At 70.9% G+C, this 15,578-nt stretch carries 8 protein-coding genes; 3 read left to right on the top strand and 5 right to left on the bottom strand.

Annotation, left to right across the window (positions count from 1 at the left end; genetic code table 11):
- The 3 genes from phaE to K6753_RS10200 all read right to left on the bottom strand — a co-directional run bounded on the left by phaE (window position 1) and on the right by K6753_RS10200 (window position 3,821).
- On the bottom strand, window positions 1-1,182 hold the full coding sequence (phaE, locus tag K6753_RS10210) for a class III poly(R)-hydroxyalkanoic acid synthase subunit PhaE (RefSeq protein ID WP_223676339.1): 1,182 nt from the start codon (window positions 1,180-1,182) through the stop codon (window positions 1-3).
- A gap of 55 nt (window positions 1,183-1,237) precedes the next feature.
- Window positions 1,238-1,852, bottom strand: coding sequence for a CDP-diacylglycerol--serine O-phosphatidyltransferase (pssA, locus tag K6753_RS10205; protein ID WP_223676338.1), 615 nt, complete (start codon window positions 1,850-1,852; stop codon window positions 1,238-1,240).
- Between the two features lie 88 nt (window positions 1,853-1,940).
- The gene (locus tag K6753_RS10200) at window positions 1,941-3,821 is read right to left on the bottom strand and encodes a D-(-)-3-hydroxybutyrate oligomer hydrolase (RefSeq protein WP_223676337.1); all 1,881 of its coding nucleotides are present in this window, start codon (window positions 3,819-3,821) and stop codon (window positions 1,941-1,943) included.
- Window positions 3,822-3,917: 96 nt separating this feature from the next.
- On the opposite strand from K6753_RS10200, the gene K6753_RS10195 reads away from it, so the two are divergent.
- Window positions 3,918-4,583, top strand: coding sequence for a response regulator transcription factor (locus K6753_RS10195; protein WP_223676336.1), 666 nt, complete (start codon window positions 3,918-3,920; stop codon window positions 4,581-4,583).
- Window positions 4,584-4,820: 237 nt separating this feature from the next.
- Here the strand turns inward: K6753_RS10195 and K6753_RS10190 are convergent, their stop codons facing one another.
- Together K6753_RS10190 and K6753_RS10185 are read right to left on the bottom strand one after the other, a co-directional pair.
- Entirely contained in the window at window positions 4,821-8,195 is a 3,375-nt protein-coding gene (locus tag K6753_RS10190) for a PAS domain-containing hybrid sensor histidine kinase/response regulator (protein WP_223676335.1), read from the bottom strand.
- 288 nt (window positions 8,196-8,483) lie between these two features.
- Entirely contained in the window at window positions 8,484-10,712 is a 2,229-nt protein-coding gene (locus K6753_RS10185) for a TonB-dependent receptor (RefSeq protein WP_425492114.1), read from the bottom strand.
- A 196-nt stretch (window positions 10,713-10,908) separates the two neighbouring features.
- Between K6753_RS10185 and K6753_RS10180 the strand changes: the two genes are divergently transcribed.
- Window positions 10,909-12,312 (top strand): GntP family permease, encoded by a 1,404-nt coding sequence (locus K6753_RS10180; RefSeq protein ID WP_223676333.1) that lies wholly within the window; start codon window positions 10,909-10,911, stop codon window positions 12,310-12,312.
- Window positions 12,313-12,403: 91 nt separating this feature from the next.
- Window positions 12,404-15,559, top strand: a complete 3,156-nt coding sequence (locus K6753_RS10175; RefSeq protein ID WP_223676332.1) for a ligand-binding sensor domain-containing diguanylate cyclase — start codon at window positions 12,404-12,406, stop codon at window positions 15,557-15,559.
- The last annotated feature ends 19 nt before the right edge of the window (window positions 15,560-15,578 follow it).

The raw sequence follows: 15,578 nt of genomic DNA, 5'->3' as shown, positions 1-15,578 counted from the left end.
TCAGCGGGACTGCTTGCGGGCGGCCGTGCGCTTGGCCGGGGCGGACGGGGAGCGCGGTGCGCTGCTGGAGGTCACGGCGGCGCGTTTGGCGGCCGGCCGCGGCACCGACGCCTTCGTGGGCTTGCCCTTGCCCTTGACCGGCTTCGTTTTCGCCGAAGCGACCTGCTTGTCGTTCTTTCGAGGCGCCGGCTTGGCCACCTTGCTGGCGCGCGAGGATGTCGCTGCCCGCTTGGGCGCAGCGCTCTTGACCCTTTCGCTGCTGGCGGAACGCGAGGCTCCGGAGCGGTCTCCCTCACCGTCGTCCATCCGGTCACGCAGGCGCCGCAGCTCGCGTTCCAGCTGCACGATCTTGCGGTGCGCGGCATCGATCTCGGTGCGCGTGGGTATGCCCAGCTGCGCGGTGACGTGTTCGACCTCGCCTTGGACCGCTGCACGAAGGCGCATCTGCGCGTTGACGAAGCGGCCGTAGGTTTCACGGAAGCGAGGCGACAACGCGATCTCGGCGTAGGCCTCTTCGGCCGCGTCGATCCACAGGTCGAACAGCGCGCGGGCCGAGGCGAGCTGGCGGCCCGGCTCGCTGCGTTCGGCGAGTTTGGACTCGAAGCGCTCGAACGCGTCCTGTCCGGCTTCGGCCAGCAGCGCCTGGTAGGCGTCGGTTGCCGACTGTGCGTCCATTTGAGCCTGCGCCAGTGCCTGCCAGCGCTCCTGGTGCTCGCGCGCGAACCCGAACGCCGGCATCTGCGCCCACTGGCGCATAGGCGCCTGGATGGCATCCAGCAGCGGCCGGGTCTGCTGCTGCCACGCATCGAAACCGTGCTGGCCGGGACCGCCCATCTTCGAGAACACGTCCGCGAACGGGTTGCCGCCCGCGCCGCCCAGCATCTGCTTCCAGCTGCGCGCGATCTCGCCCGCATCGGCATTGCGGCCGGCGAATTGCGCCGCCAGTTGCTGCATCTGACCGAACCAACCACGCGCCTGCGTATTGAAGCGCTGCATGGCGTCCTCGGCCTCCGCGGCCTGGCTGGCGCCGCGCGCCATCTGCGACCACCATGCCGCCGCCTGGTTCCAGTCCGGCATCGACGGCGCGGCGGGCGTCGCCGCCCCGCGCATCATCTCGCCCCACTGGTTCCAGTACTGGCGCGCCAGCGCCTCGAAATCATTGCCGGATGCCTGCTGCGCCATCGCGTCCTCCGTGGGTTGCGCGGCGATGATAGCAACGGCCTGAGACGTTCCCGCGTCAGGGCTTGGGGATATGCAGCGTCTTGCTGATCATCAGCGTGCCCGACAGCGCGAACATCAGCACCAGCGGATGGAACTGCCACGGCCCCAGCTGGACCATGCCGAACCAGACGTCCGGCCCGATCGCGCCCTGCCAGGCCGCGATGGCGAGGATGACCACCAGGAACATGCTGGTCGGGATCGGCGTGCCCTCGAAGTACTTCACCTTGCCCTCGTCACCGGCCAGCTGCTCGGCGGTGACGTTGTAGCGCGCCAGCCGGCTGACGCCGCAGCCGACGAAGAAGCTCAGCACCACCCAGTCCCAGCCGCCCTGCAGGCCGCAGGCGTAGGCCAGCGCGGCCGGCGCGACGCCGAAGGAGATGACGTCGGCCAGCGAGTCCAACTCGCGGCCGAGCGTGGAGGCCGACTTGCGCCAGCGCGCCACGCGGCCGTCCAGCGCATCGAAGATGAAGGCCAGCGGGATCAGCGCCATGCCGATGAGCAGGTCGCGCACCCCTCCTTCCTGCAGGAAGCGCATGGCCGCGAAGATCGCCCCGGTGCCGCAGAACGCGTTGGCGAGGGTGAACCAGTCGGCGAGGTGGAACTCGCGGAGCATCGTGAAATGACGCGGCATGGTGACGCTCCGTGCGCTGGCGATCGCGGATCAAGGCCCCGCAGCGTGCCAAACACCGCGTGAAGCGGGCAAGTGCGCCGCCCGAGGGTCAGCGCGGCATCGCGAGTTGCGAGGCCTCAAGCGGCCGCCCCGCCTCGCGCGGCGTCGCATTGATGACGGCATCCCGCGGCAGTGCGCCCGTGCCGTCCAGGTGTGCCTCGATCCGGTCCAGCGCGGCGTAGACGTACGGCAGCAGCGGCACGTAACGGGCGCCGTAATCGGGCAGCGCCAGGAACGCGTCGAAATGCTGCGCGGGGCCGACCTGCCAGAAGCGCACGTCGCGCCCCGCCTCCCGGGCCATCGCCACGTACGGCGCGCTGGACAGGGCCATCGGGATCAGGCCGTCGTCGCGGCCGTGCACCACCACCACCGGTAAGCCCTCGCGCGGCGGCGCGGCACGCATTGCATCAATGCCGGATCGCACGCGCAGCGCGGCGTCGCTGCCGCCGGTCGCCAACTGGCGCAGGCACATCAACCCGGGAAAGGTCGGATCCGCCGCGTTCACATCGGGTCCGGCCATCAGGTCGTCGACGATGCCGACGCCCGCACCCGGCGGAATGCCGCTGCCGTCGGCCCACCATGCCGCGCGCTCCTGCGCCGTCGCCACGCGCGGAGCCATGCGCTCGTCCAACGCGGCGAACCCGTAGCCGCACGGATGCGCGCCAACGCCGTAGCGCCCGTAGGCGGACGCATAGGTCACCGCCACGGCGCGCCACAGGTCGAAGCCGACCGACAGCGCGCCGGCACGCAGCGCATCGTCGGTCCAGCCGGTCTCGCGCAGCTGCGCCAATGCCGAGGCGGCCTGCGCGCTGGTGTCGTCGCCGTCGACGAGGCCCGCCGCCTTCAGGCTGGAGCAACGGGCCGTCCACTGGGGAACGCTCTGCGCGGCCAGCGGCGGTTGCGGCAACGGCGCCAGCGAGGCGTCGAGCAGTGCGCACGGCATCAGAAGCGCGGCTTGCGTCGCGTAGTCATACAGGCTGGTGCCGCCGGTGTGGATGCTGGGCTCGCCCGCGACCACGGCATCCAGCCAGTCGCCCTCGAGCTCCGCCGCGCGCAGCACCGCGCCCCCGCCGTTGGAAATACCGACCGCGATGACGCGCGTGTTGTCGAAGGTGTAGGGCGCCGCCTGCGGCACCGCTTCGTCCAACGCATGCAGCGCGAACTGCGCGGCCTGCCGGACGTGCCGCCCCCAGTCCGCCTCCGGGTTGTCGCCCGAGTGCGCGTGCTTGACCGCCACGCCGCGCACGCCGGCGCCACCGGCCGGTGCATCCGGTGCGAACGCAAGGCCGCCGTCCGCCGCGGATGCGATACGGCCATCGACCGCGACGCCCTGCCCCGCGTCCAGGTCGAAGTAATCCGACCCCGCGCCCTTGTCGGTGTACGCCACCGCGCAGCCCTTCGGCAGTCCCCACGCACCGGCGACGGCGATGGCGCCGTGGACGCCCCGCGAGCCGGAGGACGCAGTCACCACCACGCAGCGACGGTCGCGGTCGAAGGCATCCGGCACCTGCACCAGGACGCGGTGCGGGTGGCGCGCGCCGTCGACCCTGGCCAGCGCGGTGAACTCGCGGCCGGGCACATCGGCGACGCTGCCATAGACAGACCCGTACCCGCCCGTGGGTGAGAGGTCGGCGATACCGCGCCACTTGTTCCAGATCGCACGCCGGCGCAGTTCGCCCGGCGTTGGCGCGGCCGGGTCGGCAAACGCGGGCGGCGCCATCGACTGCAGGCCGGCCAGCCCGAGGCCCGCCGTCAGCAGGTCGTCGCCGTCCCGGTGCGTGGTCACCTGCAAGCGGTCGAAGTCGGGCACGGGCGCGGGTCCGGTGGGGGCCAAGCCTGCACAGCCGGTGGCGGCGAGCACGAGGCCTGACAGCAGGGCGGCGGCAAGCGCGGGCCGGGGCGCGCGCGCGATCGGGTGGTTGGTGGTCATCGCGGCAGCCTAGCAAGCCACCACGCGCGACCCATCGTACTTTCGTACCACGCCGTCGCCGCACTTGCCGGCCCGTGTGCTTGGTAGGCTGCCCGGATGCCCACGCTGCTGATCGCCGACGACCACCCGCTGTTCCGCGCCGCGCTGCGCCATGCCGCGGTGGAGGCGGTGGCCGATACGGCGATCCATGAAGCCTCCACGCTCGAGGAGGTGCTGCAGGCGCTCGACGCGACGCCGGGCATCGACCTCGTCCTGCTGGACCTGCATATGCCGGGCAACCACGGCCTGGCGGGACTGGCGGCGGTGCGCGCGCAGTACCCCGGCGTGGCGGTGGTGGTGGTGTCGGCCAACGACGACCCGCGCGTGGTGCGGCGCGCGCTCGACCACGGCGCGGCGGGCTACCTGCCCAAGAGCACCGGCCTGGACGAGCTGCGCGACGCGATCCGGGCGGTGCTGGCCTGCGAGCAGTGGTTGCCGCCGGGCCTGCGTGCATCCGTGTCGAGGACGCAGAGCAGCCGCGCCGATGCCGACCTCGCCGCGCGCCTGGCCAGCCTGTCGCCGCAGCAGTTCCGTGTGCTGACGCTGGTGGCGCAGGGCCTGCTCAACAAGCAGATCGCCGACCGCCTGGACGTGCAGGAGCGCACGGTCAAGGCGCACCTGTCGGCGATCTTCGAGAGGCTGGGCGTGCGCAACCGCACCCAGGCCGGCGTGGTGCTGCGCGAACTGGAGCTGAGCGATCCTGCGAGGCAGATGGAAGGCTGAGCCGGTATCGGCTGCTGCGCAGCGCCGTCCCCTGCGCAACACCATGCCGTTGTAGGAGCGACGTGAGTCGCGACCTTCGCCGGCTCATGTACTGACGCGGTCGCGACTTACGTCGCTCCTACAAGAACGCTTTGCTCCCTGTAGGAGCGGCTTCAGCCGCGATCGGGCTGGCACGCAGGCGGATGACTCTGGTTCGCGGCTGAAGCCGCTCCTACAAAAGATGAAACCGGGGCGCCGTCAGGCTGTCGCTTCGCCGCGCACCTCGCGGGCGGCCAGCAGCCGGTCCAGCACCGACTTCAGCGCGAGCGGCTTGATCGGCTTGGGCAGCAGCGCATGCCCCGCCTCCAGCACATCGCCGCGGACTGTCGTACCGCCATCCGCGCTGACGATCAGCGTCGGGCGCGCGCCATGGTGCCGTGCAAGATCGCGCGCCATCGCCACGCCGGTATCGCCTGCATCGAGGTGGTAGTCGAACAGCCACAGCTCGGCCGGCGCAGCGGCCATCGACCGGTCCGCACTCGCGCGATCGGTGGCGGTCGACACCGCACAGCCCCAGCCCCGCAGCAGGCCGGCAACGGCCTCCAGGGCCGCGGCGTCGTTGTCGACAACCAGCACGCGCGCGCCGCCAAGGCCACGCGGCGCGGTCGCGGCCGGCAGCGCCACGGGGCGTTCGCGCTCCACCCGAGGCAGGTCGATGGCGAACACCGTGCCGACGCCGACGCGGCTGCGCAGCGACACCGGCGCGCCCAGCAACTGCGCCATGCGCTCGGCGATCGACAGGCCCAGGCCCAGGCCCTGCCCCGGCGCATCCTCGCCGCGGCGGAACTCCTCGAAGATCGCCGCCTGCTGACCGGGTGCGATGCCCGGCCCGGTGTCGTGCACCTCGACCCGCCACCGTCCGTCAACCCGGCGCACGCCCAGCAGCACGCGGCCGGACACCGTGTAGCGCACCGCGTTGGCCAGGAAGTTCTGCACCACGCGACGCAGCAGTTGCGGGTCGCTGCGTGTCCAGCCCGTCGTCGGCACGTAGTCCAGCTGCAGTCCGCGCGCGGCCGCGATGGCGCCGAACTGCGCGGCCAGCGGCTCCAGCACGTCGGCCAGCGGGAAGTCCCGCAGTTGCGGCTCCAGCGCGCCACCTTCCAGACGCGACATGTCCAGCAGGCCGGTCAGCAGGTCGCCGGTGGAGTCCAGCGCGCCTTCGATCCGGTTGATCGACTCGCGCTGCGCGGGCTCCTGCAGTTGCTTGCCCAGCGCGTCGGTGAACAGCTGCGCGGCATGCAGCGGCTGCATCAGGTCGTGGCCGATGGCGGCGAGGAACCGGCCCTTGGCCTCGTTGGCACGCTCGGCCTCGCGCTTGGCGATCTCCAGGTCCGCCGTGCGCGTCTCCACCCGCTGCTCGAGCGTCTCGTTGGCTTCGATCAGCGCGGCTTCGGCGCGTCGGAAGGCCGTGACGTCGGTGAACGTGGCGACGAAGCCACCGCCCGGCATCGGGTTGCCGCGGATCTCGATGATGCTGCCGTCGGCGAGCACGCGCTCGGACAGGTGCGGGGTGCCCGCCTGCATGAAGGCGAGCCGGCGGTGCAGCGCGCGGTCCAGCTCACCGCCGACCGGGGCCGGGGCATGGGCCGGCGGCAGCCGCTGCAGCGCCCATCGCGACAGGTCGGCGATCGGTCGCCCTACCCGCAGAAGCGTTTCGGGGAATTCGAACAGCTCCGCATAGCGACGGTTCCACGCGACCAGCCGCAACTGTGCGTCGACCACGCTGATGCCCTGGCTCATGTTCTGCAGCGCGGCCTCCAGCACGCGCTGGTTGAAGCGCAGGTCCGCCGACGCCTCGCCGACGATCTGCGCGACGGTGTCGAGATCGCGCCCGGCTTCGCGCCGCGCGGCGTCCAGCAGCACGCGGGCCGATGCCGACCCCAGCACCGCCGCGAGCTCACGCTCGATACCCGCCTCCGCGCGCGCCGGTACCGGCCCCGTGACGGGCGCGTCCTGCAGCAGTGCGGCCACCGATTCGCGCGGCAGGAACCGCAGGCCGGCATCGCGCAGCGTCCGTGCATCCAGACCCCGCCGCGCATGCCGCGGACGATCGCGACGCCAGACCGAGAACAGCACGGTAACGGCCGTGCCGACGAACAGGCTGACACCCACCGCACGGCCGAGGCGGCTCCAGCCCGTCAGCCCGAACAGACCATCCGGCGCCAGCCACGCCAACTGCATCGGGCCGGTGGTCTGCCAGTCCGGCGCCACGCCGCGAGCGGCCAGAACCATCGGCACCAGCAGCACCCAGGCCCACGCAGCGAATCCCGCCAGCACACCGGCCACCGCTGCCCGCGGCGGCGTCTGCGGGCGCCACACCGCGAACGCCAGCGCCGGCGTCAGCGTCGCCAGCGCCGAGAACGACACCGCGCCCACATCCGCCAGCGCCTCGCTGCCCGCCACCAGCCGGCTGTACGCCCATGCCAGCAGCATGATCACCACGATGCCGGTGCGGCGCAGCGCCAGCACCGAGCCGCGCAGGTCGCTGCCGTCGTTGCGCGCCCACGCACCGCGCAACAGGCCCGGCGCGAACCAGTGGTTTCCGATCATCAGGCTCAGGGTCAGCGTGCTGACCACCACCATGCCGGTCGCCGCGCTGAGGCCACCTAGGAACGCGAACAGCGCCAGCCCCTCGAAGCCCTGCGAAAGCGGCAGCGCCAGCACGTACAGGTCCGAGGGCACGCTGCCGCCCAGCAGCACGCTGCCGGCCTTGGCCAGCGGCAGCACCGGCAACGCGATCAGCACCAGGTAGAGAGGAAACAGCCAGCGCGCCGTGCGCACGTGGCTCTCGTCGCGGCACTCCACGACCGCCACGTGGAACTGGTGCGGCAGGATGAACATCGCCAGCGCGCCCAGCAGCACCAGCGGCGCGAAGCCGCCCGCGGGCTCGCCCGCCAGCGGTGCGACCGGCGCCTCGGGCAGCGCGTCCAGCCCGAGCCAGACGAAAGCCCCGATCGCAAGCATCGCCGCCAGCTTGAATACCGACTCCATCGCCATCGCCAGCACGAGGCCGCGATTGTGCTCGGCGGCCGACGCGCGGCGCGTGCCGAACAGCATCGCAAACAGCGCCATCGCCAGCGCGACGTACAGCGCGCTGTCCTGCCAGACCGGCGCGACCGGCCCGCCCGCGTCGCGCGTGGTCAGCATCGCGAAACTCATCGCCACGGCCTTGAGCTGCAACGCGATGTACGGGATCAGCCCGAGCGCCGCGACCAGGGTCACTGTTGCCGCCAGCCACGCATCCTTTCCCAGCCGCGTGGCGATCAGGTCGGCCAGGGATGTGGCGTTGGTCTCCCGCGCCAGCCGCACCAGCCGGACCATGAAAGCGACGGCCAGCGCGTAGAGCACGATTGCGCCGAGGAACGTCGGCGGCAGCGGCCAGCCGTAGCGCGCGGCCTGCGTCACGGTGCCGTAGAAGGTCCACGAGGTGCAGTGCACCGCCAGCGACAGCGCATAGACGTGGTGCCAGTGGCGAGCGGCGGTCGCCGGATGGCGCTCGGCATACAGGGCGGCCGCGAACATCACCGCCAGCCAGGCAACGCTGGCCAGGGCCACCGCGGTGAAGCTCAGCATCGTCCCCTGCCCGTGCGTGTCATCGAACGTCGCCCTCTGGCCTGCGGGACATTATCGGGGCAAAGGTGGGGCATGGCGTCCCGGCCCTCCGTAGGAGCGGCTTCAGCCGCGAACCGGAACCGATGTGGGGACGTGGGCAACCGATCGCGGCTGAAGCCGCTCCTACTGGGGATGGATGCACGTCGCTCCTGCGACGGCATGCGAAAGCGCATGACCGTGGCCCAGAAACAAATACAGCGGCGGCGGGACAAGCCCGCCGCCGCTGTCCTCCGACCGCTTCGGGGTCGGTCAGAAGTCGTAGCGTACCGACACACTGTACTGGCGTGGCGGCCCATAGAACCCGGTCAGTACGCCCAAGGCCGCATCCAGATTGTACCCCGTCGTGCGATATTCCTTGTCGGTGAGGTTGGATCCCTGCAGCGTCACCGTCCACGGGCCGCCACTGCGCCAGGACAGACCGGCGTTGACCAGGCCGTAGCCGTCCTGGGTGATCGGCTGCGCACCGGTGCGCACGATCTCGGTCGTGGCCACCACGTCGCTCTGGTAGCTGTAGCCCAGGCGGGCGGCGATATCGCCACCGTTGGCCAGGTCGGTGCGGTACTCGACGTTGATCGCGCCGGAGAACTCCGGTGCATTGGTGAACTCCTGCTCGTCGGCGATGTTCTGGCCCGCGTAGATGAACTCGTCGTACTGCGCGTCCAGCCATGCCAGGTTGCCGGCGATCAGCCAGTTCGACGTCGGCAGCCACTGGTACTCGGCCTCGACGCCATCGACCGTACCCGCGCCGGCGTTGGTGAAGTCGCCGAAGAACGCGTCGTTGGTGCCATCGCCATCGCTGTCGAAGGACGTGAACACCGACAGCTGGATGTCCTCGTACTGGTTGTGGAACGCCGACAGGTTGAGGAACAGCGTCTGGTCGAGGAAACCCATCTTGGTGCCGACCTCGAAGCTGTCCACCACCTCGTCGTCGAACGGCTCGGCCGAACGCGGCACGGCCGTGGCCTGTGCGCGGATGTTGTAGCCGCCGGACTTGAAGCCACGCGAGGCACTGCCGTAGACCATCACGTCCGGAGTGACATGGTAGTCCAGCGAGACCTTCGGCGAGGTGTTGGTGAAGTTGATGGTCTTGTCGAAGTCGGCCGCCACCACACCGGTCGGCGTGGTGTACGTCGCATCGGTATAGCCCTGGTTGAAGACCACCGCGTTCTTGTCCTCGTCCGTGTAGCGCGCGCCCACGCCCAATGCGAGGCGGTCGGTGAGGTCGAACGTCCAGTCCGCATACAGCGCCACGCTCTCGGTGAACACCGTGCCCTGGGTATCGCCGAACAGCAGCCCGAAGAAGTTGTTGAGCACCTGGCCGCCGGCCTCGCCGTCGAAGGCGTACAGACCCATCACGCCACGCGCGCGGCCGCCGGCGTCGTAGTTGGCCTGCAGCTCATGGCTGACCTGTTCGTCGCTGTAGAACGCCTTGACGTCGGCGATGGTTGCCGGCGTCGTGTCGAAGTCGATGTTGGTCTCGGTGTCGGACTCGCGCTTGGCCAGCACGTACTTGAAGCCCCAGTCGTCGTTGGCACGCCAGTTGACGGTGGCCGAAGCGCCGGCCATCGAAGTGTCGTTGACGTTGGGCATGCCGTTGCGCACGTCGTAGCGGCTGTCCATCGGCGGGAACATCGGCACGAAGCGATTGGGCGCGAGCATCTTCGCGCCGCGCACGCCGGACTGGTCGTCCATCCAGTCCAGCGCGAACTGGATGTCCAGGTCCTCGCTGACGTAGGCGCCCAGCTGCGCGCGCAGGGCGAGGATTTCCTTGTCGCTGACCGGCTGGTCGGTAATGGTGTTCTCGCCGAAGCCGTCGTTGTTGAGGCTGGCCACGGCCACGCGGGCGCGCAGCGCGTCATTGCCGCCGATGGCGCCGCCGAGCGCGGCCTTGACGTCCAGCTGGCCATGGTTGCCGACCGTCAGCGAGGCGAAGCCGTCGGTGGCGGCGGGCAGGCCGCGCGAGATGTACTTGATCGCGCCGCCGATGGTGTTCTTGCCGTACAGCGTGCCCTGCGGGCCGCGCAGCACTTCCACGCGCTCCACGTCGAACACGTCCAGCAGCGCGCCTTGCGGGCGGGCGATGTAGACGTCGTCCAGGTAAATGCCGACACCCGGGTCCACGCCCCACAGCGGGTCGGACTGACCGACGCCGCGGATATAGGCGGTGATGGTGCTGCTGGACCCGCGTGCGGCATAGATCGTCAGGTTGGGCACCTGCGCGTCGAGGTCGCCCAGGTCCTCCACGCCGAGGCGGTCGAGCGCCTCCGGGGTGAAGGCAGTGACGGCGACCGGCACTTCCTGCAGCGTCTCCTCGCGCTTGCGGGCGGTGACGGTGACCGCGCCGAGCGTGCGCGCCTCGTCGACGGCCGGCTCGCCGGCGGCGGTGTCCTGCGCCCAGGCGGCGGGCGCGGCCGAGGCCATCAATGCGCCGGCGATGGCCAGGCTCAGGTGCTTGCGGGTCTTGTCGATACGGCCCATCGCGGTGTCTCTCCCCAGGTGCGAGTCGGTGGCATGTCGGTTGGCGGTCCACGCCGCCATGCCGTGCACGGTAGGTGCGCCCGGCCGGTGCCGCAGTTGTACGTTCGGACAATGCCCGCGCCGACCCCGCCGCGCGGAGACTGCCCCGCATCGAGCCGGGCGCACGTTCCGCACCGGCCGCGTCGACGGAGAGGCAATGGCATTCCTGATCGTGCTGGCCGCGCTGGCCTTCCTGATGTTCGTGGCCTACCGCGGCTACAGCGTCATCCTGTTCGCGCCGGTAGCCGCGCTGGGCGCGGTGCTGCTGACCGACCCGTCGCTGGTCGCGCCGATGTTCACCGGGCTGTTCATGGACAGGATGGTCGGCTTCCTCAAGCTGTATTTCCCGGTGTTCCTGCTCGGCGCGGTGTTCGGCAAGCTGATCGAGGTCTCGGGCTTCTCCAAGTCGATCGTGGCCGCGACCATCCGCCTGTTCGGCGCGCAGCGCGCGATGCTGTCGATCGTCGCGGTATGCGCGCTGCTGACCTACGGTGGCGTGTCGCTGTTCGTGGTGGTGTTCGCGGTGTACCCGTTCGCGGCCGAGCTGTTCCGCCAGAGCGACATCCCCAAGCGCCTGATCCCGGGCACCATCGCGCTGGGCGCCTTCACCTTCACCATGGATGCGCTGCCGGGCACGCCGCAGATCCAGAACATCATCCCGACCACGTTCTTCGGCACCGACTCGTGGGCCGCGCCCGTGCTGGGCACGCTGGGCGGCGCCTTCATCCTGGCGGTGGGCCTGGTGTACCTGGAGTCGCGCCGCCGCAAGGCGGCCGCGGCCGGCGAGGGGTACGCGGGCGATGCGCCACTGGTCAACGAACCGGCCACCTTCGCCGGCAGTGCGCTGGCGCACCCGCTGGTGGCGATCCTGCCGCTGGTGCTGGTGGGCGTGGCCAACAAGCTGTTCACCGACTGGATCCCGCGGATCTACGGCGACAGCCACAGCTTCAATCCGGCGGTGATCGGGGACGCCGCGCCGGTGGTGCAGGAAGTCTCACGCGTCGCGGCCATCTGGGCCGTGCAGGGCGCGCTGCTGGTGGGCATCCTCACCGTGCTGGCATTCGCATGGAAACCGGTTATCGCCAGCTTCGCCGAAGGCACCAGGGCCGCCATCGGCGGCGCGCTGCTGGCGGCGATGAACACCGCATCCGAGTACGGCTTCGGCGCGGTGATCGCGGCCCTGCCCGGCTTCCTGGTGGTGGCCAACGCGTTGGGCGCGATTCCCAACCCGCTGGTCAACGAAGCCATCACCGTGACCGCGCTGGCCGGCATCACCGGCTCGGCGTCGGGCGGCATGTCAATCGCACTGGCGGCGATGGCCGACACCTTCATCGCCAATGCCAATGCGGCCGGCATCCCCATGGAAGTGCTGCACCGCGTGGCCTCGATGGCGTCCGGTGGCATGGACACCCTGCCCCACAACGGCGCGGTGATCACCCTGCTGGCGGTCACCGGGCTGACCCACCGGCAGGCCTACAAGGACATCTTCGCCATCACCATCATCAAGACGCTGGCGGTGTTCGTGGTGATCGGGCTGTTCTACGCGTTCGGGGTGGTCTGACCCCGCCGACTGGCGCCGGCCGACGCACCGCGCGACACTGCGGGCACGCGGGCGACCGCGAAACCGGGGGATGCGGGTGCTGGGGCATCGGTTGAACAGACGGGTCACGGCCACGGCGGCTGCGCCGTTCCTGGCGCTCGCACTGGTGTGGGCTGCCCAGCACCCCGCACCCGCGGCCGCCGCCGAGCCCGCCCCGCCCTTCCTCAGCCTGGAGCGCTACACGCCCGACGAAGGGCTGTCGCAGCACGCGGTGACCGCGCTGGCCGAAGACGACCGCGGCCTGCTCTGGATCGGCACGCAGGAAGGGCTCAACCGGTTCGACGGCCACCGCTTCACCGTGTACCGGACCATCCCGGGCGACGACGGCGCGCTGGCGAGCAGCAGCATCGAATCGCTGGCGGTCGATGGTCGATCGCGCCTCTGGGTCGGCACCAACGACGCGGGGTTGGAAGTCATCGACCTGCGCCTGCGCACGCACGTGCGCCTGGGGACCGCGCAGGGCCTGGGCCACCCCACCGTCAACGCGATCCTTCTGGACGGCGATGGCGGCGCGTGGCTGGGCACCGCCAACGGCGTCTACCTCGTCGATGCCAGCGTGTCCAAGGCCACGCGCGCCGGCACCACGGCACCGGTCGTGGCGATGGCGCACATGGGCGACACGGCAGCGGCTTCACCGGACACGCCCGGTTTCGCGCTCGACACGCAGTGCCACGTCTGGCGGCTCGCGCTGCCATCCGTTACGTCCGTGGTGGCCGCCCTGCCCGGCAGCCCGACCTGCATCGGCATGGAGGTCGAGGGGCAGTCGCTGTGGCTGGGAACGGCGAACCACGGCCTGTACCGGGTCGACACCGCGGGCGCGGTGCAACGCCACGTGCCGGCCGCCGCCCTGCGCGACAGCGCGGTGGAACTCACCTCCATGCTGCGCCGCCCCGACGGCAAGGGCTGGTGGCTGGGCTACGCCGATGGCGCGATATTCACCGCTACCGGGGAGCTGACCGACCCGGTACGGCTTGCCACCGACACGCCGGTGGAAAGCGCGATCACGCGCATGCACCTGCACCGCTCCGGGGTGCTGTGGCTGGGCAGCGCGACCAGCGGCCTGTACCGGGCACGCGCGTTGTCGCCGCTGATCCGGCGCGAACGCGTGGATGCCACGCAGATGGCGGACTGGCCATCGCGCAGCCTGCGCAGCCTGCGCGTCGATGGCCGGCGCCTGCTGGTGGGCACCGACGCCGGCCTGGTGGTGCAGGACGCACCCGGCGGCGACTGGCGCGCCATCGAGGCATTGGACGGCACCCAGATCCGCGCCATTGCGCCGGCACGCAGTGGCGGCTGGTGGATCGGCAGCCATCGCGGCGTCTGGCGGCTGTCGCCCGACCTCACGGCCCGGCCCGCGCCCGAGCTGCCCAACCCCCACGTCACCGACCTGCTGGTCGAGGGCGACATCGTGTGGGTCGCCACGCGCGCCGGCCTCGCCCGCCTGCGCGGCGGTCGGCTCGACATGGACGGCATCCCCGACGCGCTCAATGGCGTGTTCCTGACCAGCCTGCTGCGCGACGACGCGGGCCGGCTGTGGATCGGCAGCAACGAGAACGGCGCCTACCGCTGGGATCCGGACGGCCGCGTGCACCGGCTGCACACCGGCAACGACGGCCTGCCTCACGATTCGATCTGGTCGCTGCATGCCGACGCGGATGCGATCTGGCTGGGCTCGTTCTCAGGCGGACTGATCCGGCTCGACCGCGAGACCGGGGACGCCCGCGCGATCACCGCGAGCGACGGACTGTCCAACAACGTGGTCTATCGCATCCACCCCGATGCAGGCGGCCGCCTCTGGCTGAGCACCAATTACGGCATCAGCGTGTACGACCCCGACAGCGGCGTGGTGCAGGCACTGGACCGCGCCGACGGCCTCTTCAACCTCGAGTACAACAGCGGCGCCGGCTTCATGGACAGCGACGGCCTGCTCTACCTGGGCGGCACCGACGGGCTGGACATCCTTCAGCCCGACCGCCTGCCGACCGCCAGCCCACCGGCCACGCCGGTCATCACCGGGCTGCGCGTGCTTGGGCGGCGCGGGCCACAGATGCCGGGGCAGCACGCCATCACCCCGGAGGTGGCCTATGCCGACCTGATCGAACTGGGCCACCGCGACCGCGTGTTCTCGCTCGACCTGGTGGCGATGGACCACACCGCGCCCAATGCCGCGCGCCTGCGCTATCGCATCGCCGGCCATTACGACGATTGGGTCTACCCCGCCGCCGCGCAGGCCAATGTGCTGCTGAGCTACCTGCCGCCGGGCGAATATCCGTTGGAGGTGCAGGCGGCCGGCCGCGACGGCCAGTTCGGGCCCAGCCGGCAACTGCTGCTGGTGATGCAACCGCCGCCGTGGCGACATCCGCTGGCCTACGCGGTCTACGCCTTGATCGGCGTGCTGCTGCTGTTGGCGCTGGCGTGGCGGCTGCGCGCGCAGGCGCGGCAGAAACGGTTGCAGATCGAGCGCCTCAATCTGACGGTCGCCGAGCGCACCGACGCGCTCAAGCAGGCCAATCGAATGCTGGTGCAGAGCAATGAACAGCTCGAGCAGGCCACGCGCACCGATCCGCTGACGCAGGTGTCCAACCGCCGCGACCTGCAGGAGTGGCTCGACCGCGAAGGACCCGCGTTCATCGCGGGCGTCGGCCAGCCGGGCCACGACGGCCACTGCGTGCTGTTCTGCATGATCGACATCGACGACTTCAAGCGCATCAACGATGGCCACGGCCACCAGGTCGGCGACGAGGTACTGGTCGAGGTCGCGAGCCGGCTGCGCCACGTCTGCCGCGAGAACGACATCCTGGTGCGCTGGGGAGGCGAGGAGTTCCTGCTGGTGGCGCGGGATGCCCACCTCCCCGACGCCCCCGGCCTGGCCGAGCGCATTCGCGACATCATCGCGGGCACGCCCATCGAACTGTCCAACGGCCGCACGCTGGTCATCACCGCCTCCATCGGCGTCGCGCCGTGGCCGCTGTCGACGCGGTGGCCGGCGCTGGGCGACTGGGAGCAGAGCGTGAGCCTGGCCGACCGCGCCCTGTATGCCGCCAAGGCCTCGGGCAAGAACGCATGGGTGGCGGTGATGCCCGGCCCGTCGGTGGACCGGTCCGGCCTGCTGTCGCTGCTGGCGGGTACGGCGCCGACGCGGTTGCCGGAGGGCTGCGTGGAAGTGCTGCACTCCACGCGCGAGGCGCCCGAGTTCGAGCGCGCCTGACGCCCGGCTCGCCCCTGTA

It is taken from the genome of Novilysobacter selenitireducens, assembly GCF_020026895.1.
Lineage (GTDB): Bacteria > Pseudomonadota > Gammaproteobacteria > Xanthomonadales > Xanthomonadaceae > Lysobacter_C > Lysobacter_C selenitireducens.
Note: the sequence above shows the minus strand (reverse complement) of the source record. Positions and strands in the feature narration are given on the sequence as shown.

Bases quoted from the DNA above. Each gene is read 5' to 3' on its own strand.
- phaE (WP_223676339.1), bottom strand. From the start codon at position 1,182: ATGGCGCAGCAGGCATCCGGCAATGATTTCGAGGCGCTGGCGCGCCAG.
- pssA (WP_223676338.1), bottom strand. From the start codon at position 1,852: ATGCCGCGTCATTTCACGATGCTCCGCGAGTTCCACCTCGCCGACTGG.
- K6753_RS10200 (WP_223676337.1), bottom strand. From the start codon at position 3,821: ATGACCACCAACCACCCGATCGCGCGCGCGCCCCGGCCCGCGCTTGCC.
- K6753_RS10195 (WP_223676336.1), top strand. From the start codon at position 3,918: ATGCCCACGCTGCTGATCGCCGACGACCACCCGCTGTTCCGCGCCGCG.
- K6753_RS10190 (WP_223676335.1), bottom strand. From the start codon at position 8,195: ATGCTGAGCTTCACCGCGGTGGCCCTGGCCAGCGTTGCCTGGCTGGCG.
- K6753_RS10185 (WP_425492114.1), bottom strand. From the start codon at position 10,712: ATGGGCCGTATCGACAAGACCCGCAAGCACCTGAGCCTGGCCATCGCC.
- K6753_RS10180 (WP_223676333.1), top strand. From the start codon at position 10,909: ATGGCATTCCTGATCGTGCTGGCCGCGCTGGCCTTCCTGATGTTCGTG.